The organism is Aliivibrio thorii (assembly GCF_057368585.1).
Map to the genome: position 1 here is coordinate 91128 of NZ_JBXXRD010000003.1, position 20161 is coordinate 111288.

The window sequence follows — 20161 nt, forward strand, 5'->3', positions numbered from 1 at the left end:
ACGCCCTTACCGTATTTACTCTATAAGCTAATAATAAATAACAGTATTACTTTGAATATTAGCGTTATATAACACTATACATTCTAGTATTGCGGTATAATGGAACAGTTGATTATCATTATAGTGAGAGCATGGAATGTTAAAGAAATTACTTGTGGATGGGCAAGGGTATGGGGTTTTAGAAGGGCTCAAGTGGGACCGTAATTTGTCTCAATTACCATTGAAAAAAACAGAAGAGGCTTTTTTAAATAAGCTTGTTCTTTTTAAAGCCAATGGCGTCGTTTTCTCAGGGGTTTATGATGTTAAAGCAGAGCGTTGGAACGATACGAACGGTAACCCCCTTCAATCAAGTGAAGGGATTGAAATTTGTGTGGTGGATCTAGCAGGGGATAATTTACATCACCTTTATGATTTCCTTCATGATAGAGATGCCTTTATGCTTGATTTTGCTAAGGACTCAAAAACCTTGTTTGATGTTATCCAACACAATCGTTTAGATAATATGGAAGTCAGTGCGATTAAAAGCATGGGCTATTCAGACGCGATTCACAGCGGCTTCATTGAACACCTAAATCATAGAAGTAAACACCCTAACTTTATCAAATAAATTGAAAGGGATAAGGTATAATCTAGGCCTTATCCCTACCATTAGAATATTAAGAGTTTTTGCCATGAAAGAGCATATCGAGTTACTGAATAACCTTCGATTCAAGAGAGGTTCGAAAGCGATTTTATTTAAGCTGGCCAATTCGGTGATCTCAAATGTGGGTAATCTCGATGCTAAGCAGCCTATGTGCTGGGCATACAGTGAAACTAACGTGATCTCTTCAGGGCGCATTCAATATAAGTTAGCTTACGATGGCAGTCTCTTTTTAGCGGAGTACCAAGCTCGATTAGGTAAATCAACGATAAATGAATACAACTCCGCCTCTGAATTTCGTTCTATCATTCATGATGACTTTGGGATAGGGGATATTTTAGCGCTTCCGATTGAAGTCATTACTGAAGAACGTCCGTTATCTTTTTGGATTGAGCTGGCGCGAGTGGAATACCTTAGAAAATATGCATTAGAAATTGATAATCAGCTTATTTCTCGTGCTCGCTATGAAGAACTCAAAATTGAGGCGATTGGTTATTATATTGAGATGCTTCATGGCTATGCTTTGGTTATGAATACTCTGATGGAGATAACACCCACTCAGATGAGCGTAAAGGAATGGAACGAAGCTCATTTAGAATTAATTAACCCTCAGTTTCGTGATTTATACACTGACAAAGAATGCTGATTATTGGGTTTAATGGAATAGCAAATTTGGAAAAAATTGAGATCTATGAGCGTTTAAAACCTTTTGAGCATGAACGAAACATTCAACTCGCATTGAGTGAACTAAAATTAACTGATGATGCAAACCTCAGTAACGATGAAATTCATGGTTTATGGCATTGGGTTTCTAAATCGCTAGATGTGGCGTTTTCTGATGATCATAATCATCCAATGTGGGCTATAGAATCAGAGCTGGCTCAAGCTTATAACCGTACTTAACTACCAATTATTAGAATAAGTAAAATAAGGAAATACGATGAAAAAAGGATTATTTTGTTTACTCCCATTATCTGCTTTACTCTTTGGGTGCAGCGATGAAGCACCAGAGCCAAAATTAGAAATATTAACATCGTGTGGTTTTACTTCTATCAACGAAGATAAAACCTCATTTACTTACAAGTGTATTAACCATACCTCGGACTCACCATCACCAATATTTGTTAATCGTGTTTTGTTAGACGAAAAGGCGACTTGTAAGATAACGTCTTCAGTTGGAATTGCGTTCGATGAAATAACGGATGATATTTCGTTTGATTGTGATGTGGATGTGGTGGAGTTTAAGCCAGAGGATGTGTTTAATAAAGAATGGTCATGCAAAGGGTTTGATAGGTATGGCGGCTCTCATGCTAATTATGATTCCCCTAAAAAACGAACCACATTGACATTTAATGGCGACTCCTTTTCTTTGCTTTTGCAAGGAAAGCCCGAATCTACAGATGTTTGGTTTCATAGTGACAGTACTATTTCTGGCTCGTGGAATTATGAAGGGAAAAATGAGCTTATCTTTGAGCCAAAACAGGTCACAAATGAATTAGTAAATAGGACCAAGCTGACGCTTAAGGATGCCCCTATTCCTTTCTTAAATGAAGACTTTCGATTGGATTTGGAAGATTTTAGTCATTCAATGATGTTTGGTCGTTATAAGTTGATTAGCCCAACAGGTCACGAACGCTTTTGGAATAAGTTCTCATGTGAAGTACTTAAATAGCTTAAATAAGGAAATACGATGACAATTGTAATAAGTGAAGATGTAAAAGCTCCAGCGTCAACAAAGTCACTTCTTGGGATGCTTGTTGATAGCAACGAAAAATGGCCAAGCGGTGCAACGTGTGCTACTCAAGAACAGGATGGTGAAATTTTGTTTTGGAATGCGCCTATTGAGCAGATCAAGCAAGCCAGAGAAAAAGCAGGTTCAGAGCATGAATTAATCCCAATGATAGGGATCGAAAAACAAGTGAGTGTTTTATATGTTTCTGAAGATGGTCAAGACGTGGTGGCAGTCGATTGGATGTCATCGGTTGTGACACTTGAGCAGTTTACTAACCAATCTGTTTAATTGTTACATGGTCACGTATCGTTATACTCATTCGTAGTATTCCTATTTTTCAGAAAAATAATTACGACCCAGCCACCACATAGTTTGCATCCGATGGATACATAACATGTGGTGGTTTTTTTTGACTATCAAACAAAAACAAAAGTAATACCTCTGTACTACTTTTTAAATATTAACAGAAACAAACCTTACCAAAACTATTGGTTATCTTTACTTTGCGGTATAATGACAATGTCAGTTAAATAAAGCAAATAAGGATTTATCATGTATCAACTTTCACTAACATCGCTTTCAACCAATCGTTTTTCAGTGACTTTTCGAGCGGCTAGTCCATTCTCGATCAGTCGATATTTTAATATCTCTATCGAAGAAACAAACTGTGAAGATGTAGGTACGCTTTTAAGTGAGTCTAAAAAATTCACGGTTGAATTGTGTCATATTGAAGAGCCAACATCCATGACATGTTATACGTTGAAGAAAAGCTCTTATTGTTCAGCAAAGAATGTCTTTTCCTATATCGCTAACCTACTCACTGAATTGCATGTTGTCCCAAAAGGGGTTCCAGTGGTCATCGAGTTTGATTTACATAACAAGCATCATTCAATGGTGATCATGAATGCTGGCTTAGAGCCTGTTCTATATCCTTATGAATCCATGATGAATGATAAGAAATGGGCGATTAATTTACTTGAACGAGGTCAGAAAGAATTGAGTCAAGGATGCAGAACGAAAGGTAATTCTATGATCCAATTGGCCAGCCGAATCGCAGACTCAATGGGTGTGTATCAACTCAATCCTTTTGATGATAAGAAGCATGGACTTTTATACGATATGCTTAATCGCGCCATTACTCGGCATATTCAAGCCTAAGACAGAATAGTTATATTTCGGCCTTGTAGTACCTCTGTATTACAAGGCCTTTTTTATTATTTGTCGTACCATTGTAATACCACCACAACGGCTTAATTAACGAGATCCATTATGTTTTGACCTTGTTATTTTCGATATAATAGACGGGTCAGTTAAACAATAAACAGGAAGGAGTTTTTTATGTCATATAGCTATGGTGTAAAGAAAAGCACGTACAATTCAGCAAGAGTTTATCCTGCGGTTGGAAAGCATTTTTCAGAAAAAGAGTTAAAAGAGATCACGTCCTTAATTGAAGATAAAGGGTTTCATGTTGCTCGTAAATTTGACCAATTGTATGTCACTGATGAAACTCAGTGTCTTGAGCTCAATGCTCTGATTGAATGTCTTCATAAGCTTATCCCTAAGAAAGCGACTCAGCGTAGAGAAAGACAGCAAAGGCAAGAGGCTGAAACTCAGGTTTTACTTTGGGATTCAGAGCGTAAAGCTCATGAGCAAAACGTATTATCTGAAAATGAAGAGCTAGTGGTGGTGATTACAGGTTCAATTGGCCAAATAAATAACTACAATATGACCAAATTAATTGAATTCATTTTAGGTGAAGATAAACGGTTTGGTGGGATACTCAATCCAACAGCAGCCGCGAGAGTGATTGAGCTGGGGTTCTTTAATGTCGGGGAGCTTAACGGTGAAGAAGCCAATCTTTGTGATTATGAGGCCTTAAAATCTTTTATTTTAGCTGCGTTACAGGATAACGACATTTAATAAGGAACAGTAATGAGTGTTAAACAGTATGTAAAAATTAGTATGTTCATTCTCGTTTTAGTATCGTTAGTCAATATGTCATGGAATGGATATAACTATATTGGTAATAGCATGATGATTGATAGAGGTAGTTCTGAATATGCAGAGCTAAACCAGATCATCAAAACCAATAAAGATAAGCACCACAATATAGAACTAACCCAAATACTAGATAATGCCTTTGTAGATGGTGAAATTTCTGCGTTTGAGTTCAAAGAAATTAGAGCGCAGTTTATCAAAATAGAAACCAAGGAATAATATGGCAAATCTAGATGATGTGTTACCAGAAATTGAATGTAATGTTCCCAATACTTATAAAGGATCTTGTAAGTTAACTCTTCAATACAATTTTAGAGAAGAACACGCAGTATTTCCAAGCATAGAGGAAGCCAAAATCGCAGCTAATGGGGCGCTTAATCCCGTTGTTGGTGGTTATCATGGTGCGACAATCGAAGGGACGACGGACGATGTTACTCAACCTACAGGCGTAGATTGGCTTTTTAATTTTTAGATGAGCAAATAAAGCAGCACAGACCACGATGGATAAAGTAGCTAAACTCTATCCAATTCAGATTGAAAAATGATGGGGAACTTATGGCCGAAAACACCGCAGCCACAATTATGAAAACTGGAAATTATCCAGCATATAGTGCAGCTAAAGAAAAGGGCATAATTGAAGAGGGAATTCAGCCATTATGTGATGCTCTGTTAGAAATTGGCGCTCATCCATTAGCTTCTTGTGCTGGGCATTACTCAGGGGTGATTACAGGGCGATTGGGACGCATTCGCTCAGTAATCTTTGGAGAGCAAGCATGTTGGTTGAAGCCATATATAACGTTTTCAAGTAGCACTAATTTAGCGCAAAAGCTCAATGGGTACTTGAACAAAGAAAAAGGTCTTACTTTTAATTGGCACATAAGCGGTCAATTTAATGATAAAAATCATCTCATATGGATGTTTGAACCTGTAGATTGGCGAATCAGCGCGAGGTCTTCATGGTCACACACAGGTCGAGAAAATTCAGAGCGATTGGTTCATAGGGACATTAAAATAATCGCAAAAAAAATAACTCAGTTTACATAGGGAATTTGCATGGAAGATATTAAGGCTTTAATCAAAAAAGAACAATGGCTAGCAAAAGACCGCTTTGATTTTTCTGAAAAAGAAGGGGTCGAAGAGGGCATAAATATATTTGATAATTACAAGTTTACAGTGTGCAAGTTTACCCTATTTGAGAACTTACTCACCAACTTAGATAATGATAGTTTATGCCTAGCCTATGATTATTTTGAAGCTGAAAGATTAAGACGGTGTTTCAACGATCATTTTAATAAAACTAAAACCCCTATTAATGCAGTTGAAAAAATTGTTTACATATATATTGAGACATTGCTGGGGGAGAGAGTCAGAAGAACTTTTACATCTGATATCCCTAGCATAAGATCCGAAATAGCTACGTATGCAAAAATGTTTGAACACATGGACTCAAACACACTAATTAGCGAGTTTCGCAAGTCAGGTGTCCAGATAGGCAGTTAAATTACATAATCTGATAGGATGAATTATGAACAAAGTTGTATTGAACGAAGATAAGCTAGGTGTGTTACAAGTCGAAATTGACGGTGTGAATTTTGGCGTTTTCGATGACTTTGACCGTGGGGAATTAGCGTGGTTTCCAAGACGAACCGAACGTCTTTCTGGCGATCAAATAATTGCACTTGGTGAGGCTTTAAATAAAGCCAATAAGCTAAAATCAGAGAAGTAGGAAAATTATTTCTACAAAAGGTTAAACGGTTTTATTAAAGAGGGTTCACATTTGGAAACTTACGCAACACAAGACGCTTTGGAATGTACAGCAGACCAGATTTTTTACGCTAATCAAGACCTTTCCAAGTATTACAAGAAAGGCCACTTGTACGAAATCTTAAAAGTTAATGATGGGGTGGTTTATATCGTTGATCATGAGTGTTTGGATTATGCTTTTTTTCAAGAGGATGTATCTAAGTTCTTTAAAAAAACTAGCTATCAATTCCCTTCAGAGCCAACTCAACATTAACCAATATTTAAATAGGAAGAATGATGTTTAAATACAAAACGGAAAAGCCATTAGATCAGATAAAGGAATTTGGGTCATGGTTGTGGGTGCAGGCTAATTGGCTGCCGATACTTCTTTTGTCGATAGCTTATGTAAGTATTGGTTTATCGTTGCTGACTCAAATAGAAACACTAGGTTATTTTTTTATAGGGTGGGGCTTATTACCAATGTTAAGTTTACTGTCGGTATTTTGGAATCCACTAACCAAGCTAACTTTCGGGATAGTTGCTCTTCCTGAACTTTTTGTTCGTTTTTATCATGCAAGAAACGAAAATATATAACGTAGGAAAATTGTTTCTGATGAATTCAAGAAAATAAACTAGAGAGTAAATCATGTCAATTAAAGTAGAAAATGATGTCCAGTTTTCCTCGCTCGAACTAAACGGTAACTACGTGAAAAATTGGGATCTTGTATATGAACATCAAGATGGAAACGATAGACTGTACAGGTTTGTTAACGAAGAATTAAATCTTCAAACAATCGTTTTAGTTATATTTTCATCTTCTGATGTAGAAGGTGACTGTTGGAAATCCGAATCACTCTATGTTGATGTGATTCTTATGGCTTCAATCGACTTTGATGGTTTGCATCACTTACATCTAAATGAATACCTTTGCTATCCCGAAACCGAAACTCTTTTTGAATCGATTAATTATATTCATAACCTCTCGAACGAGGTTAAAAAAGCTAATTGTACAGAGTAGGAAATTTAATAAAAATAGACCTCCCAAACGACAATTCACGGAAAGTTTAATTGTAGGGACTCTAGACTCTAGTAGCAAGATACTTAAAAGAGGGTATGAAAGTGATCGATCCTACTGATGCAAATAGCCTTCCTGTGACTATTCTTTACACGTCTTTAATTGGTCGTAAACCTCGTTTTTCAGAAAAACAATACCATTGCTTAAGATGCGTAGTCACTTGGAAGCATTCTAGTAAAATGGCATCACCAATGGTTTCTATCCTAGCTGAACGATTATCTTATCCCCCTCATTAATCATACTTCTCTCACCTTAAAAAATACCTCCTAACCACTTGTACTACCACGGTACTACTTTTCTTTATTTTTCAATAAGACATTATTTATTTTGAAATTATAAGGTTTTGGTTCGGCATTTTTGCAAGTCTTTTTTCTTTATATAATTCTCTAATATGCGTACTTAGCGCACACTTAATAGGTAAATTGCGGTATAATGACCATGTCAGTTGAGCAACGCATCATTATTAGGAGCCGCAAAATGGCTATTCAAGAGCAACGAAGAATTAACCAGTTTTTACATACCGCAGCGCAAGCACGTATTCAGTATGGCGAAGACAAAATTCGATTAACCCCAATGGCAAAAACCACAAAGTACCTTTTTGAGCATGGCAGTGTATCGCGTGAGGTTCTTGATAGCAGCGTAAACGGTTTACCACTGGACGAAAAAGAAGTGTGGCAAGAAGTGTTAACTCATTTAGATATGTTCATTTAGGGGGCGGTATGGCGGTTTTAATTAAGAGTTTTGGTAACAACACCGAAGTCAGTTCTTTTACTGAATTGATGCAAGCGTTAAAAGAGAAATACGCTCAAACGTCAGTGTCGCTTGTATACACAAAAATTAACGAAGGCTTAAAGAAAGTTGTCTTTATTGATGTGAATGTAAATGGGGATGAGCTGGAAGTGATGGACAGCTATATCCCACAGCGCCCAATCAATTTAGAAGCACTTTTTGTTTAATCTATAAAAAAGGATTTTTATTATGTTTTATCAATTACCAGAAACACACCCAGAACCAACGTTTGATTTTAAGCTTGCCACCATTCTTGTGATTAAGATCATCAACACGATTTACTCACCGAGCTTTAAACGTCTAATCACAAAACCATTCACGATTAAGCCAGAGTTTCAATGCGACAACATTAAGCCACTGGAGGCAAAAGCCAAAGACAATCTAGATCGTAATTTAAAAAACCATTTAACCGACGCAACTGAAGAGCAGAAACGAGCGTATATTGAATGGGTAATGAAAAAGGTAGATTGTAAGCTTACAAAAAAAGAGTGCAAAGGCCAGCTTACAGAGTTATCTCCAAGTGAGAGAGAGCTGATCATGAAATGGGTTTACTACTCAGCAAGGTTTAATAATCCACATACATTAGGTGAACACCAACGAGCGCAATTCTCTTTACATTGTCTATTGGATGATGTGCCTGATTTCTTATCAATAAAATATGGCTTAGAGCACGGCTTAGTAAACGAAAAGATAGACCAAGCCCTGATTGTTTTTCTGAAAAATAAACCTGCGTCATTTTGGGAACATGCTTATTTATCGGATCTGTTCATTATTGAAAATATAGCGTTGTTTAACGGGCATATCATGCATATTGCGGTAGACGTAGATCGTTTGAGTACAAGAAGCGATAGATCGAATGATATTGAGGTTTTTCGAAAAGAGCATGCTAATCGTGATATCTACTGTGTTGCTTAGTGAGTAAAGATAAAAAGGCCATCACAGTAATTTTATTTGTGGTGGTTTTATTGTTATAGAATAAGAACGTGAATTGATTCATGATCGTAGCAAACGACATTGAGGGTATTTTTAATGAGAGCAACGGATTACAGTAAAATAGGCCAAGCACTGGCAAAGCATGATCATCAAAATAAGACTTACAGCCACGATGCTTTGCATGCGATTTTCAGAGAGCTACACGGCAGCGAAGAAGAGCAAGCTCAAAAAGAGGCTTACTATTATGCGATGTCTAACGCCTATCGTGATACGACTAATGCCCTGTTACTCTCTGAAGAAACCGCGAGTATGACGCCTTTACAAGTCGCTTATAAAAAGCACGAAGCGGAAGCGCTCAATAAGTAGTTTTAAGCGCTGGGCTGATTGATGAGATCAGTTCAGCCAAATATCGATTAATTTTCAAATAAGACATTTTCATTTTTAAATGATGCGAGTTAAGTCCTCTTTTTTTCAAGTTTTTTATTTTCTTTATTTTTCGTTTTAATGCGCCATCTTGTTATTAATTGCGGTATAATGACCATGTCAGTTAAGCAAGTAATCATAAGGATGCAAACCATGACTTTTAACTCTACTCAGGCGGTTGATGTTAACGAATTTCTGGACAATGGATTTCTAACATTAGCTCATAAGCAACACGGCCCATCACTTTCAGAAGTATCCGTATTGCTAGATAAACCCCACTCTGATTATTCAGATCTACTTTCAGCAACAGAAATGAACTTGTTTGCTGATTATTTTGAATTCCCATGCAATGCAACCGCTCGATTTATTTCCATTCTTCAATGCTCACAAGGCGAACGCTTTGTTAAGTTTCATGATTTTGATTTCTGTGATTTAGATGCAGCAAGCAAAAACAGAACGAAAAAGAATTTATTAGAAGCAATTAAAGGGTTTGATGTTATTTATAAGATGGCAAAATCGCAGTTCCTGTCTCTGTATGGCGTTGGTGGTGCTTTGTTTTGTGATAAATATGAAAACAATGGCAAGCCTTACTTATTAGATATCACAAAAGATGATCTTGAAGTTTATGCATATGACATTGAAATCATATTACCTGTTTCTATGTTTGAGGGCTTTGATAGCCGAGAAGACATCAAAACCTTTTTATTGTGTGCAAGCTAGGGAGTCGCGAACATGTCTAATTTTCAAGTGGTAAAATTTGATTCAATTCAGAAAAGATGGGTCCAAGCTTGGGGGTTGAAGCCTCGTTCGTTTCCTAAATCTAAAAACAGACAAGAAGCTATTGTGCTGTTTAATGAAACTAATAAGCGTTGTCGTATTCATTTGTTATTACTTGAATACCCTGATTTTGGAAATAGGCCTACAATATTGTCACAGCTAAACCCAACACATGATCTGGAGCTTATTGCTAAAGAAATTCAGCAAGGCCACCATAATGCGTTGATGTCACTTTTAAAAGAACAATGTGTAGTGACTAATTTTGAAGAAGGAACGGATCTCGAAAAAGAAGAACGTATTTTACTGAATCTCACTCAATTCATTTTTCCAGAAAATATCACGCCTCGACTTGAGCCCACAGTTACTTTAGTCGAGAACGCCAACGGATACGATGACTATACGATTAACCACCACCCATTAATCACTCGTGCTTGTGTTCCTCATGGCATTAAAAAGAACGAGCGCTTCAATGTTTATTATGGTGAAAGTAGCAAAGGCTCTGCCCGTTGGGATGGGGATGTAATGAGCTCCCTTGATGACACGGTATTTACCATTAATGGTTATGAATTGGCTTACAACCCATACCATGAAGAGTTTCAAACCAATCATTCAGAAATAGGGGCTTGTGAGACTTTTGATGAATTACTAGAAGCCATTGAGTATTGTAAAAAAGGATAGAATTTTGCTCCTTGATAATAATAAAACTGACTGACTTTTTGCCCTCTTTTTTGAGGGTTTTTTTTGCGACTTCCTTCACCTTTACTTGTATTAAAAGTACTTAATTCACCAAATTGCGGTATAATGACCATGTCAGTTAAGCAAGTACACAATTTAAGGGGTCCATTATGGAACGCAATCAAGACGACATTAACTTAATTTATCAACAAACTCACCATGATTATAAAGGCGAAGGTAGCTGTATTATGTATGGTGATCCCGAGCGTGGCACAATGTATGCGCCTATTGAAAATATGCCAGAAGCCATTTATCAAACGCATTTAGCCAGAGCGAAGAAAGCGCAAAAGAGAGCGGTCCGTAATTCGATTCTAAAAGGACTATTTAATCAATTTGGTATCGACCACTTATATCATGTGAGTCAGCAAATTCTATCAAGCAAGTCAGGCGTTCGTAATTTCATCACGCCAAGAGTTAAAGCAGCACAACGCATTGATTTTTTACATGCACTAAATCAATCAAAAATAATGTGGGATTAAACCACCACAACATAAAAAGGGCTTAAGTGTTTATGCGCTTAAGCCTTTTTTTGTCCCCCTCATTTTTCTGAAAAATAGCTGTAATTTTATCCTGTTTTATTCGTTATATTGTCGTCATGTTAACTGTATTGCGGTATAATGTCGGTGTCAGTTAAGCAAATGCACTTAAATTCAGGAGCCACACATTATGTCAGCACTAACAATCACTCTTAATCGTGAACAAAAATTATATGTAATGCGTCATCAAAATAAATCATTTAGCTGTTTAGGTTTTGATGTCGTAGCAAATCGTATTGATGAAATGCATGAATTTTTCACCACAAAACAAAACATGGTCTTGCCAGCAAAGCCTATTCGTAAAGGGACCATGAAAGCGTATAACTTCTATAATCTGCTTGTTGATCTTGCGCGTGGCTTATACAAAGAAAAGGGAATTAAGACCCCAACGGAGTTAAGCGCTCAGCTCAATGGGTTAGAGGGCAAGCAAGTAGAAGTGGTGGACTGTTATGGGGAAACCCGTCGTTTTTATGTGGGGCGCTCAACAGGTTTTATTCCATGTCACTTAGAGATTAGCCATCATAACTCTAGTGGTGGTGGAGCGGTCACAGGCGCACCCTTTAAGCGTGTAACCGTTGTTAGTGCGAAGTAGGGGGCATTATGGGGCATTTATCAATTAAACCGCTTAAAATGGCGGTGAGCATTCTTGGTGGTGAGTGGCGTGTAGAAAATCATGATTGTGATCGTTTTTTTGCAAAACACACGTCAGGAATTGTTATTTTTGTTAGCTCAAATACAACAAGAGCAATCCCGACGTTTGCACTTGGTTTTTTTGACCCAACTAATCGCCATGTTTTTATTCGTCATGCTTCTATTGGATGCAGCTTAGATAAGTCGATTGATAAAATCATGCACGATATTAAACAAAAGCTACTCATTCATTTTGATAGCACATTAGTTCAGTTGAACGAGTTAAGAGACGTTCACTCTGATTGTGTTGCGGTATTAGATGCACAAGACGAGTTATTTAATGATCTGCAATCGGTGTTATCTCTCGAACCATTAACGGGTAAAAGCCATCATGTTAGTTATAAAGCATGGGGGATACAGACTTACAATTCAGACTGTATGCGTGGTGAAGTGATTGTGCCGCATTCTCAAGCTACATCAAAAGAGCCTAAGTTTGATTTACACCTTAATGAATTGGACCACAACCAAATTAAAGCGATCATCTCTCTGATTAACGTATAGAGATAACAAGCAAAGGAACAATGATTATGTGCAATCAAAATGAATTATCTATCCATATCTCAAGCGATGAATTAACAAAAGCGGTGAAGGTAAAGCAAATTCGCGCTTATGTGCTTAAACAAAACAAAGAACTTATGTTTAAGGATCCGACTAACCTAGTGATTAAGCCGTTTAAAAGTGAACAAGCGTTGAACCATGTTAAGGCTGTTATTGTTGAGATCTTAAATAATATGTGCGAGAGCTTAAACAGTGATGCAGCAACGGAATGTTCAGATCTGTATAACTGCTGTGATTGTGGTAGTGGTAATTGTGGTTGTCGTTATTGTTTTTCATGTAATGCATGCTCTGAATGTTTGAGCGATGATGAATAGCGTTAGTTGGCCTTTGAGCTGCTATAAGGATTAATTATGTTTACCTCACTCAGTCGAGCGCTTAAGGCTCATTTTATTAATACTTTCTATGATGCGCCTATGTGTGGCGTGGTGGCGATTAATGAAAGCATTGCACGGTTTAAAGCGGTGATTGATGATCAAGTTATCAGTGATGTTATGTATTATGAGCATGAAGTAAATGTGTGTCGGTTTGGTTTTGAAAAGGAAGCGATTGCAGAACTGGAGATCATTAAATCAGATTTACTCACGTATAAAGAAAACATTGAAAAAGGCTGTATCAGTGATTTACGACTTATCATTATGCCAAGCGTTGATTTAGATTTTGATGTGCCATTTTAGATAATGGCATTTCCCCCACCACCAATAAGGGCCATTAGGTAACATGGCTTTGATTTTCAAATAAGACGTTTTCATTTTTAAATGATGCGAGCTAAGTCCTCTTTTTTTCAAGTTTTTTATTTCCTTTTTTTACCTCTAAAACCCCTATACATCACACAATAAACCCCTTATTGCGGTATAATGACTATGTCGGTTAAGCAATGCATACTAATTTAAGGAGCTACATCATGACAGTTCAAGCGGCTAAAAATTTCAAAGGTATTATTTCTCGTGGTTCATGGGTTGAAATGTCTCTCTATAATCGTGGCCTTGGGGTTGTCGTGAGTATGGAAAATTCATCTTATGAGTCAGTAAGCCAACTAAATACCGTTGGTGGTGGTCATGTAAATGTTGTGTTTTTGTCTGGTCATATGATGAAGCACATCCCTGAAACGCTATTACGCCAAGGGACTCAATACGGCATCATTGAAGGCAAAGCATTAGCTTCAGAAGAAACTATTTATAACTTGGTTTATGGCGCTCAAAAGCGTGACCAAGAGATATTATCTCAGAAGGAAGAAGAGCAGCTTGCTTTTAATACGGCTCGTGAAATGATTTCAAATGATGAAGCTTATTCTCATTTATCTCAAATCGAAAAATACGCAGGCGGTGCAGCCGTTGCAAAAAATATACGCAAAGATCTTAAACGAAATTTCTTAGGTCATAAATTCTCTGTTAAGTCAGATTATCACCGTGTATTAATTGAGTGGGTTGATGGCCCTACCATTGAAGCGGTTGATGCAATTATGGATAAGTATCAAGCAGGGAACAAATACAGCCCATTTAATGAAGAATTCGGAGGCGTTGATCGCGTCAGTACCGTTCGCCAGTTTTCTGATGCTGCGATTCAAAAAACAATTGATAGCCTAACAACGATTTATTCATCAAATCAAACTAACCTAATCACGGTTGATAATTTCAGAAAGGGCGCATTACATTCAGTATTCTTTGAAGAGTGCCAGTTTGATGATGTGTCTAAATTACTTCATTGTGAATTAAGCATTATTCCATTTTTCCAAAAAACAACCAAGAAGCTGTATAACTCTCCTGATACTCATGCGGCTGTTTTGATTGATTCAATATCAATGAACTCGTTTGAGGCGATTGTTCATGATCGTCATGCGAAATACCTTGTTCCTCTTTCTGGTGATGTTGCCGTAAGTAGCACAACCGCATTATTAAAACATGCTCAATCTTTACGAGGCTCTTATTCAGATCAGAGACAGGGTTTTATATTTAACCTTAAGAATGACGCTCAACGCTTTCAACTTGCTCACTCTTAATACCTCCCCTTAATACTTAGGCCAGTTGAGAAGCTGGCCTTTTATCTACTTTGTTCAAATAACGTAATAGGGCATCATTATGAGAAAGGCTATCGTTAGAGAGACAATGAAAAAAGTTAACCTATCAAGACGTGCTAAATTCTTCTTTGCTTCCATTGATAGTGATGATCGCGTGACGACCATGAATAAGAAGCAATTTGATAAGCTTGATTTACCTACGCCAGAAGTCGGGGTGCTGACCCAAAAAGAAATTACACTGGCACTGACTAATCAACTCCAGATGAACCAGAGACTTGAATTTAATATGTGGTGTAAAAAGAATGCACCTTCTTTTTTTGTGAAGCTTGATAAGCTTATTGAGATGGGAGCGAAGTGGACTAAATCAGGGCTTTTATCGATTGATCGCTAATTCGTTTCTATTTGGGCTAGTTGAGATACTGGCCTTTCTTTTTTTCTTCTTTTTTCCTTTTCTGAAGATGGGCTTTAATTTTTTAATAAGACATTCTTATTTTGAAATGATGTGGCAAAGTTCTGTTTTCTGTCAATAACTATAAGTGGCTTTTGAGGCTGTTGTTATCCTCTGTTTTTCTGAAAAATGAATAAGGTATTTTTTTCTGTCTAAGCGAGTTTTATCACTTTTACTGCTTTGTGTGGTGGGCGTTTTGCGGTATAATGACTGAGTCAGTTAAGCAATACACATTCATTTTTAGGAGCAATATTATGACACCGACATTATTTGAAGCAAACAGCGTTTTACCTGATTTCAATAGCATGGCTACTGAGAACAACTGGCGTGATCTGATTGTTGATGATCGCACTAATTCTAACATTTTCTTTGATGTAAATATCCAACCACTCAAAGAGCATTTAAACAGCAACATGACCGACAACGATAACCAGATCGTTTTTGATTCAGAAGCTAATCACATCATTGCTGTTCATGGCAGCCGTTACACTCTTCTTAAAAATTCTGATGCGTTTGATTCCGTGAATGAGGCGGTTAATACCCTTGCTGAAAATGGGGTGCTTAATATGGATGGGGCATTCATTAAAGACGCTGTGGTTAATAAAGGCGGTAAGGTTATTCGTCAATATTTCTTCCCTGCTCACATGGTGCAAATCGGTAGCGGTGACAAAGTTATTTTACGCCTTGTTGTTGTGAACTCTTATGACGGCTCATGCAATTTTCAGGTACAAGCTGGCGGCTTTCGTATCGTATGCACCAACGGTATGATCACTGGCGAAAAATTCTTATCTCTCGATGTGCGCCACACTGGAACAATGGATTTCGCCCAAGTGACTAAACAAGTAACAACCGCAGTTTCTAGCTTTGAAAGTATGGGGCAATATTGGGACAATCTAATTAACTCACCATTAAATAGAAAAGATGCGGATAAAATTATTACTGATATGTCTACCGTTGGGCGTGAATTAAGTATGAGTAAGTTTGATATGTTTGACCGTTTATATACTGACCATAAAAAGACACTTGGTGATAATCATTGGGCTATGTATAACTCATTAACTGCGTGGGCTACTCACTACAAAGTAAATGAAAGTAATATTTCAAATATTGATAATGTTCGTTTAGAGCGTGAAAAGTCTATCCAGAATTTAATGCGTAAACCTGCAATTTGGAATCCTGTTGTAAATAAAACCGCACAATTCCTACTTTAATTTATAAACTCATTACCTAATATTTAACGCCCTTACTTAGTAAGGGCTTTTTTTTGTTTTTCTGAAAAATGGTTATATGTGCAAGTGGCTTATTTTTTTAGGCTAATAACCTACCGTATTAAACCTGATCTCATTTGATTTTTTATCTTTCTATTTTTCAATAAGACATTATTTAATTTTTTAATGAGCTATTCTTTATTTTATAATCATCGACTAAAGTCCTCCTCGGTCAAGCTTTTCTTTATTTTTCTTCCTTTTTATTTTTCTGAAAAATATTTACTCATATAGCTTAAATATAGCTCGAATTACTTTGTTATTTGCGTAAAGTGCGGTATAATGACACTGTCAGTTAAGCAAAGCACATTAATTTAAGGAGCTACAAAATGACTACTACATTCCAAGCACTAAATAAAGGCAACGTTAAGGCACACACTAAAGCAATTAAAGACCAAGGCATTTCATGTTCTCGCCCTGATGGTCTACGTGTTTCTTTAGACGCTTTATATATTCGCCCTGAATGGAACATCCGTGATATTGATGCTAACCATGTTAAGCAATTAAAAAATGCTTTCTCAAATGGAACAGCTCCAGCACCATTTAAAGTTCAACCATGTTTAGTTAATAACGAAGAACGTTTTGCTGTACTTGGTGGACACCATACACACGTTGCAATTACTGAATTAATCGCAGAGGGTAACGTATTTACTGAAAATTCTTTATTCGATGCTGATGCCGTTTTTCCGAAAAACGAAGCTGAGGCGGTTATGATGGCGTTTAATCATAACCAAGGTAAAGCAATGACGGTTATTCAAAACGCTCGCGTATTTAAACGCCTACAAGATGAGGGCATGGAGTTAATTGAAATCGTGAATAAAACAGGTCACTCAAAATCAGTGATTTGTAATTCAGTTAAATTGCTTGAGGGTGATGATGAATTAATCCAGTTGGTTGAAGATAATAAAATCAGTGCAACTCGCGCACGTAACTTTATTAATAAACACGGCTCAACAAAAGCAACTCAATACGCACTGGCTGATATTGGTTTACGTACACAACCTGTTTCACAAGAGCCAGTAAATACAGAGGCGGTTGATTCTGATAATAACCAACCAACTCGACTAGCTGCAAAAGATCACTCTCAAACGGCTGTTACTCGCGCCCGTGGTGGATTACGTGAGAAGAATTTAGCAAAAGGCAAAATTGATGAAATGGAGTCTTTAATTAAATATATGTCTACTCGCATTGATGCTGATGGAAATATCCACTTACCAGAAGCAATGATTAACAAAGTTAAATCATTGGCTGATGCTGTAGAGAAAAAAGACGACCACAACGCTCGTGCGCTTGAAGCTCAAAATGCGCTAGCCGAATAACTTACAATATTATCAAATAAGCCGCTCATTGTTGAGCGGCTTTTTTTTTGTCTGTTTTTCAGAAAAATAACTTGCTCAGTCCTAATTTTTTAATAAGACATTTCTTTATTTTTTAATAAGACATTGTTTTATAGAACAATAATGCAATACACTTCAATTTGACTTTTAAGTAAATTCATGATAATTTCCATTTATAAAGGTATCTAATAGTATTTATAAGAAAATCTTAAAGTAATTTATAAACATTTTCTAATAGATGTAGAACCCTCACACTACCGTTTCATTTTCCTCTTCAATATAGCAGCTCAACAAGTATTTGAAATTAATCTGTTAATATTTCTTTTTTTATCGTAAGCAATCTAATACATGTTATAATGTGTAAAGGAAATATAGTGTTTATCGGGAGATAAAAGTGATTGATTTTGATAGGGCAGTAAATGACATAGCCACTTCATTGTTTAATAGTAATTCAGTTAGTAATAACATGGAATTTAAGCGAGTGTTGTTTGATGTTTACATCACAATGCTGAAACAAGGATTTCTTTACTCTGAATCTTTAACTAATGAAAAGTTATTATCATATACTCCGTATGAATATTTTCCATGTGACGCTCATTTAGTTGGCTCATTTTATATGACACCAGCAATGTTGCGTATAATAACAAAGAAATATGAGCAAAATGTAAAGTTAGACATAAGTAATGATGATAAGAAACAAATATGCAATTTATCAAAATTACTACCTCTGACTCATGAACAAGCAAATTTATACTTAATTAATAATAATGTAATTTCCAGTGAGATTGCTCCCGAAGGAATTCAATATTTAATTAACTCTGTGAGTAATATTCATTGTAAGCCTGTTTTAATGTCAATTTATCCAATTGATTCTAGCGTTAAGGTGGAGAGAGCGAAAAGAAATACAAAACCAAGTGTATATTATTTTCTTCCTGATGTTATTAATAAAACAAAATTCAACTCCCATATAGAATCAATAAAAAGACAAATATCTAGACAATCAAGTTATATAGGGTTTTCAATATTAACCTCTATTTGTGATTCATTCCCTTTTAAATTTAATGGAAAGAACATAATTACCGTTGGCTTTATTCGTTCAATTTTGTCTGCTAGGCCTGAATTTAAAATAATTGATGATATTTCTTGTGTTACTCAAGAACCATCTAGCTCTGAGTTTTCATCATTACTAAAACAGTATTTAAATAACGTTGGTAAAATTAGTCATAATGACGCATATAATTTCTTCTTACGTTATTTTGAATATAAGAAATTTAAACAAGGTGGCTATAATAAGAATGCTGACTTTGGTAAAACTGTTAAATCTAAAAAAGATGAAAAGCTACAATTTTCTGATATCGTCGATAATATCGTTCCAGATTATTTACTGAGTGTTGATGATATTATTTTTGTTATATCAAATATTGAAGGGATTATCGTTACTGAAAAAAACATCAATTTCGATGGCGTTGATAATTCAATTTATGGTGTAAATGAGTCAGCATGGGATGCATTCTTTTTATCTTATTGTAAGAGTGAGAGAGAAAAAAATAATGCTAAATATTCAATATCAATGCGTAGTGCTCAAGAATATTTTCTTAACTATATCTCTGAGCAATTCAAAATTTATTTAAATAATGATAATGGATTTTTTTCTGTAGTCGATGGTTACTGTTGTGTAAATGATGAGAATGTTAACTATTTCAATAATCGTAATTCTGTATATTTAAAGCCGAATATAGATGAATTGAATGATTCTTTGGGAACTAAATATGTTCTTCTTGATGAGATTAAACAAAGGTCACTTTCTAATCATGATGTATATTCTGAGGTTTTTTCAGAAAAATGGGGAAAGATAGAATCGAAAAATAAAGAAGATCCTGATTTTCTTTTTACTAACGATGATTATGTTAAAGATTTAACAATGGTTTATGTGAAGTCTTTTTATATGCACTCTTTATCTTTAATTGAACAGCAAGTTTCTTTTTCAAATAAACGAATTGCTGACTGCCAAAAGAGACGTTTATTTGTTCATTCATTCTCAAAAAATGATTCTACAAGTAAGGAATTTATATCAGCTTTAACAAAGTTAGATGAAAGAGAAGAATATTCATTAAATAAAATAGCTAAATTAAATACAATTAGAGATGCTGTTTTATTGTCTGAATCTTACGTAGAGTCTCATAAAGTACTAACTGAAATCGATGATATAAAGTCGAGTAGAAAGTCGCTTAGAATTAATCCTGTAGCGTTGAAGGCTGGGTTTATGTTGCATGAGAAGATAGTACAAGAGGGTAATAGGACTCTTTTATCAGACATTGAAACGTGGGTAAATGAATTGATTGAACATTCTTGGTCTGGTGCATCTGGAGATAGTATTATATGGAAGTACGCTAGAAGTAATCTTTCTCGTTACACTTCACACCCATATCATCCGTTTGGCTTAAGTGATTTAGATTGATTTTTTACTT

At 36.0% G+C, this 20161-nt stretch carries 32 protein-coding genes; all 32 read left to right on the forward strand.

Annotated elements, in window-relative coordinates; genetic code table 11:
* The first annotated feature begins 136 nt into the window (after nt 1-136).
* The 32 genes from AC2IP4_RS21225 (at nt 137) to AC2IP4_RS21380 (ending at nt 20151) form a co-directional block, all read left to right on the forward strand.
* Nucleotides 137-607: a hypothetical protein gene (locus tag AC2IP4_RS21225; RefSeq protein ID WP_486317141.1), complete on the forward strand. Its 471-nt coding sequence runs from the start codon at nt 137-139 to the stop codon at nt 605-607.
* A 64-nt stretch (nt 608-671) separates the two neighbouring features.
* On the forward strand, nt 672-1286 hold the full coding sequence (locus tag AC2IP4_RS21230) for a hypothetical protein (RefSeq protein WP_486317142.1): 615 nt from the start codon (nt 672-674) through the stop codon (nt 1284-1286).
* A 26-nt stretch (nt 1287-1312) separates the two neighbouring features.
* Nucleotides 1313-1543 carry a hypothetical protein gene (locus tag AC2IP4_RS21235; protein ID WP_486317143.1) on the forward strand — a complete coding sequence of 77 codons (231 nt, stop codon included), beginning with the start codon at nt 1313-1315 and terminating at the stop codon, nt 1541-1543.
* 37 nt (nt 1544-1580) lie between these two features.
* Nucleotides 1581-2312, forward strand: coding sequence for a hypothetical protein (locus AC2IP4_RS21240; RefSeq protein ID WP_486317144.1), 732 nt, complete (start codon nt 1581-1583; stop codon nt 2310-2312).
* A gap of 18 nt (nt 2313-2330) precedes the next feature.
* Entirely contained in the window at nt 2331-2660 is a 330-nt protein-coding gene (locus tag AC2IP4_RS21245) for a hypothetical protein (RefSeq protein ID WP_486317145.1), read from the forward strand.
* 264 nt (nt 2661-2924) lie between these two features.
* The gene (locus tag AC2IP4_RS21250) at nt 2925-3530 is read left to right on the forward strand and encodes a hypothetical protein (RefSeq protein WP_486317146.1); all 606 of its coding nucleotides are present in this window, start codon (nt 2925-2927) and stop codon (nt 3528-3530) included.
* Between the two features lie 180 nt (nt 3531-3710).
* Nucleotides 3711-4292 (forward strand): hypothetical protein, encoded by a 582-nt coding sequence (locus tag AC2IP4_RS21255; RefSeq protein ID WP_486317147.1) that lies wholly within the window; start codon nt 3711-3713, stop codon nt 4290-4292.
* A 12-nt stretch (nt 4293-4304) separates the two neighbouring features.
* Nucleotides 4305-4589 (forward strand): hypothetical protein, encoded by a 285-nt coding sequence (locus tag AC2IP4_RS21260; RefSeq protein WP_486317148.1) that lies wholly within the window; start codon nt 4305-4307, stop codon nt 4587-4589.
* Between the two features lies 1 nt (nt 4590).
* Nucleotides 4591-4842 (forward strand): hypothetical protein, encoded by a 252-nt coding sequence (locus AC2IP4_RS21265; RefSeq protein ID WP_486317149.1) that lies wholly within the window; start codon nt 4591-4593, stop codon nt 4840-4842.
* An 83-nt stretch (nt 4843-4925) separates the two neighbouring features.
* Entirely contained in the window at nt 4926-5414 is a 489-nt protein-coding gene (locus AC2IP4_RS21270; protein WP_274440667.1) for a hypothetical protein, read from the forward strand.
* A 9-nt stretch (nt 5415-5423) separates the two neighbouring features.
* Nucleotides 5424-5870, forward strand: a complete 447-nt coding sequence (locus tag AC2IP4_RS21275) for a hypothetical protein (RefSeq protein ID WP_486317150.1) — start codon at nt 5424-5426, stop codon at nt 5868-5870.
* A 25-nt stretch (nt 5871-5895) separates the two neighbouring features.
* Nucleotides 5896-6096 (forward strand): hypothetical protein, encoded by a 201-nt coding sequence (locus AC2IP4_RS21280; protein WP_130066502.1) that lies wholly within the window; start codon nt 5896-5898, stop codon nt 6094-6096.
* Nucleotides 6097-6147: 51 nt separating this feature from the next.
* A complete protein-coding gene (locus tag AC2IP4_RS21285) occupies nt 6148-6387 on the forward strand; it encodes a hypothetical protein (RefSeq protein WP_130066503.1) in 240 nt (79 codons plus the stop codon).
* 20 nt (nt 6388-6407) lie between these two features.
* Complete coding sequence (locus AC2IP4_RS21290; protein WP_486317151.1) at nt 6408-6707, forward strand: hypothetical protein; 300 nt, start codon at nt 6408-6410, stop codon at nt 6705-6707.
* A gap of 52 nt (nt 6708-6759) precedes the next feature.
* A complete protein-coding gene (locus AC2IP4_RS21295; protein WP_486317152.1) occupies nt 6760-7131 on the forward strand; it encodes a hypothetical protein in 372 nt (123 codons plus the stop codon).
* A 95-nt stretch (nt 7132-7226) separates the two neighbouring features.
* On the forward strand, nt 7227-7424 hold the full coding sequence (locus tag AC2IP4_RS21300; protein WP_486317153.1) for a hypothetical protein: 198 nt from the start codon (nt 7227-7229) through the stop codon (nt 7422-7424).
* A 241-nt stretch (nt 7425-7665) separates the two neighbouring features.
* Nucleotides 7666-7899 (forward strand): hypothetical protein, encoded by a 234-nt coding sequence (locus AC2IP4_RS21305; protein ID WP_486317154.1) that lies wholly within the window; start codon nt 7666-7668, stop codon nt 7897-7899.
* Nucleotides 7900-7907: 8 nt separating this feature from the next.
* Nucleotides 7908-8144, forward strand: a complete 237-nt coding sequence (locus AC2IP4_RS21310; RefSeq protein WP_130066507.1) for a hypothetical protein — start codon at nt 7908-7910, stop codon at nt 8142-8144.
* Between the two features lie 22 nt (nt 8145-8166).
* Nucleotides 8167-8892: a hypothetical protein gene (locus AC2IP4_RS21315; RefSeq protein ID WP_486317155.1), complete on the forward strand. Its 726-nt coding sequence runs from the start codon at nt 8167-8169 to the stop codon at nt 8890-8892.
* Between the two features lie 114 nt (nt 8893-9006).
* Nucleotides 9007-9276, forward strand: a complete 270-nt coding sequence (locus AC2IP4_RS21320) for a hypothetical protein (protein ID WP_192957961.1) — start codon at nt 9007-9009, stop codon at nt 9274-9276.
* A gap of 210 nt (nt 9277-9486) precedes the next feature.
* A complete protein-coding gene (locus tag AC2IP4_RS21325) occupies nt 9487-10053 on the forward strand; it encodes a hypothetical protein (RefSeq protein WP_486317156.1) in 567 nt (188 codons plus the stop codon).
* Between the two features lie 12 nt (nt 10054-10065).
* Entirely contained in the window at nt 10066-10788 is a 723-nt protein-coding gene (locus tag AC2IP4_RS21330; protein ID WP_486317157.1) for a hypothetical protein, read from the forward strand.
* 167 nt (nt 10789-10955) lie between these two features.
* Nucleotides 10956-11324, forward strand: a complete 369-nt coding sequence (locus AC2IP4_RS21335) for a hypothetical protein (protein WP_486317158.1) — start codon at nt 10956-10958, stop codon at nt 11322-11324.
* Between the two features lie 187 nt (nt 11325-11511).
* A complete protein-coding gene (locus AC2IP4_RS21340; protein WP_192957924.1) occupies nt 11512-11973 on the forward strand; it encodes a hypothetical protein in 462 nt (153 codons plus the stop codon).
* An 8-nt stretch (nt 11974-11981) separates the two neighbouring features.
* The gene (locus AC2IP4_RS21345; protein ID WP_486317159.1) at nt 11982-12572 is read left to right on the forward strand and encodes a hypothetical protein; all 591 of its coding nucleotides are present in this window, start codon (nt 11982-11984) and stop codon (nt 12570-12572) included.
* Nucleotides 12573-12598: 26 nt separating this feature from the next.
* A complete protein-coding gene (locus AC2IP4_RS21350; RefSeq protein WP_486317160.1) occupies nt 12599-12943 on the forward strand; it encodes a hypothetical protein in 345 nt (114 codons plus the stop codon).
* Between the two features lie 36 nt (nt 12944-12979).
* Nucleotides 12980-13303, forward strand: coding sequence for a hypothetical protein (locus tag AC2IP4_RS21355; RefSeq protein WP_486317161.1), 324 nt, complete (start codon nt 12980-12982; stop codon nt 13301-13303).
* 227 nt (nt 13304-13530) lie between these two features.
* Complete coding sequence (locus tag AC2IP4_RS21360) at nt 13531-14625, forward strand: LPD29 domain-containing protein (RefSeq protein WP_486317162.1); 1095 nt, start codon at nt 13531-13533, stop codon at nt 14623-14625.
* A 79-nt stretch (nt 14626-14704) separates the two neighbouring features.
* Nucleotides 14705-15034, forward strand: coding sequence for a hypothetical protein (locus AC2IP4_RS21365; protein WP_486317163.1), 330 nt, complete (start codon nt 14705-14707; stop codon nt 15032-15034).
* A 311-nt stretch (nt 15035-15345) separates the two neighbouring features.
* Nucleotides 15346-16302, forward strand: coding sequence for a DUF932 domain-containing protein (locus AC2IP4_RS21370; protein WP_486317164.1), 957 nt, complete (start codon nt 15346-15348; stop codon nt 16300-16302).
* Between the two features lie 383 nt (nt 16303-16685).
* Complete coding sequence (locus AC2IP4_RS21375) at nt 16686-17675, forward strand: hypothetical protein (RefSeq protein WP_486317165.1); 990 nt, start codon at nt 16686-16688, stop codon at nt 17673-17675.
* A gap of 412 nt (nt 17676-18087) precedes the next feature.
* Nucleotides 18088-20151 carry a hypothetical protein gene (locus tag AC2IP4_RS21380; RefSeq protein WP_486317166.1) on the forward strand — a complete coding sequence of 688 codons (2064 nt, stop codon included), beginning with the start codon at nt 18088-18090 and terminating at the stop codon, nt 20149-20151.
* Nucleotides 20152-20161 lie beyond the last annotated feature (10 nt).

Coding starts and splice junctions, on each gene's coding strand:
- AC2IP4_RS21360 (WP_486317162.1), top strand. CDS start 13,531: ATGACAGTTCAAGCGGCTAAAAATTTCAAAGGTATTATTTCTCGTGGT.
- AC2IP4_RS21315 (WP_486317155.1), top strand. CDS start 8,167: ATGTTTTATCAATTACCAGAAACACACCCAGAACCAACGTTTGATTTT.
- AC2IP4_RS21345 (WP_486317159.1), top strand. CDS start 11,982: ATGGGGCATTTATCAATTAAACCGCTTAAAATGGCGGTGAGCATTCTT.
- AC2IP4_RS21260 (WP_486317148.1), top strand. CDS start 4,305: ATGAGTGTTAAACAGTATGTAAAAATTAGTATGTTCATTCTCGTTTTA.
- AC2IP4_RS21265 (WP_486317149.1), top strand. CDS start 4,591: ATGGCAAATCTAGATGATGTGTTACCAGAAATTGAATGTAATGTTCCC.
- AC2IP4_RS21320 (WP_192957961.1), top strand. CDS start 9,007: ATGAGAGCAACGGATTACAGTAAAATAGGCCAAGCACTGGCAAAGCAT.
- AC2IP4_RS21340 (WP_192957924.1), top strand. CDS start 11,512: ATGTCAGCACTAACAATCACTCTTAATCGTGAACAAAAATTATATGTA.
- AC2IP4_RS21240 (WP_486317144.1), top strand. CDS start 1,581: ATGAAAAAAGGATTATTTTGTTTACTCCCATTATCTGCTTTACTCTTT.
- AC2IP4_RS21275 (WP_486317150.1), top strand. CDS start 5,424: ATGGAAGATATTAAGGCTTTAATCAAAAAAGAACAATGGCTAGCAAAA.
- AC2IP4_RS21330 (WP_486317157.1), top strand. CDS start 10,066: ATGTCTAATTTTCAAGTGGTAAAATTTGATTCAATTCAGAAAAGATGG.
- AC2IP4_RS21350 (WP_486317160.1), top strand. CDS start 12,599: ATGTGCAATCAAAATGAATTATCTATCCATATCTCAAGCGATGAATTA.
- AC2IP4_RS21280 (WP_130066502.1), top strand. CDS start 5,896: ATGAACAAAGTTGTATTGAACGAAGATAAGCTAGGTGTGTTACAAGTC.
- AC2IP4_RS21305 (WP_486317154.1), top strand. CDS start 7,666: ATGGCTATTCAAGAGCAACGAAGAATTAACCAGTTTTTACATACCGCA.
- AC2IP4_RS21325 (WP_486317156.1), top strand. CDS start 9,487: ATGACTTTTAACTCTACTCAGGCGGTTGATGTTAACGAATTTCTGGAC.
- AC2IP4_RS21370 (WP_486317164.1), top strand. CDS start 15,346: ATGACACCGACATTATTTGAAGCAAACAGCGTTTTACCTGATTTCAAT.
- AC2IP4_RS21335 (WP_486317158.1), top strand. CDS start 10,956: ATGGAACGCAATCAAGACGACATTAACTTAATTTATCAACAAACTCAC.
- AC2IP4_RS21300 (WP_486317153.1), top strand. CDS start 7,227: ATGAAAGTGATCGATCCTACTGATGCAAATAGCCTTCCTGTGACTATT.
- AC2IP4_RS21295 (WP_486317152.1), top strand. CDS start 6,760: ATGTCAATTAAAGTAGAAAATGATGTCCAGTTTTCCTCGCTCGAACTA.
- AC2IP4_RS21355 (WP_486317161.1), top strand. CDS start 12,980: ATGTTTACCTCACTCAGTCGAGCGCTTAAGGCTCATTTTATTAATACT.
- AC2IP4_RS21375 (WP_486317165.1), top strand. CDS start 16,686: ATGACTACTACATTCCAAGCACTAAATAAAGGCAACGTTAAGGCACAC.
- AC2IP4_RS21365 (WP_486317163.1), top strand. CDS start 14,705: ATGAGAAAGGCTATCGTTAGAGAGACAATGAAAAAAGTTAACCTATCA.
- AC2IP4_RS21250 (WP_486317146.1), top strand. CDS start 2,925: ATGTATCAACTTTCACTAACATCGCTTTCAACCAATCGTTTTTCAGTG.
- AC2IP4_RS21245 (WP_486317145.1), top strand. CDS start 2,331: ATGACAATTGTAATAAGTGAAGATGTAAAAGCTCCAGCGTCAACAAAG.
- AC2IP4_RS21310 (WP_130066507.1), top strand. CDS start 7,908: ATGGCGGTTTTAATTAAGAGTTTTGGTAACAACACCGAAGTCAGTTCT.
- AC2IP4_RS21225 (WP_486317141.1), top strand. CDS start 137: ATGTTAAAGAAATTACTTGTGGATGGGCAAGGGTATGGGGTTTTAGAA.
- AC2IP4_RS21255 (WP_486317147.1), top strand. CDS start 3,711: ATGTCATATAGCTATGGTGTAAAGAAAAGCACGTACAATTCAGCAAGA.
- AC2IP4_RS21270 (WP_274440667.1), top strand. CDS start 4,926: ATGGCCGAAAACACCGCAGCCACAATTATGAAAACTGGAAATTATCCA.
- AC2IP4_RS21290 (WP_486317151.1), top strand. CDS start 6,408: ATGATGTTTAAATACAAAACGGAAAAGCCATTAGATCAGATAAAGGAA.
- AC2IP4_RS21230 (WP_486317142.1), top strand. CDS start 672: ATGAAAGAGCATATCGAGTTACTGAATAACCTTCGATTCAAGAGAGGT.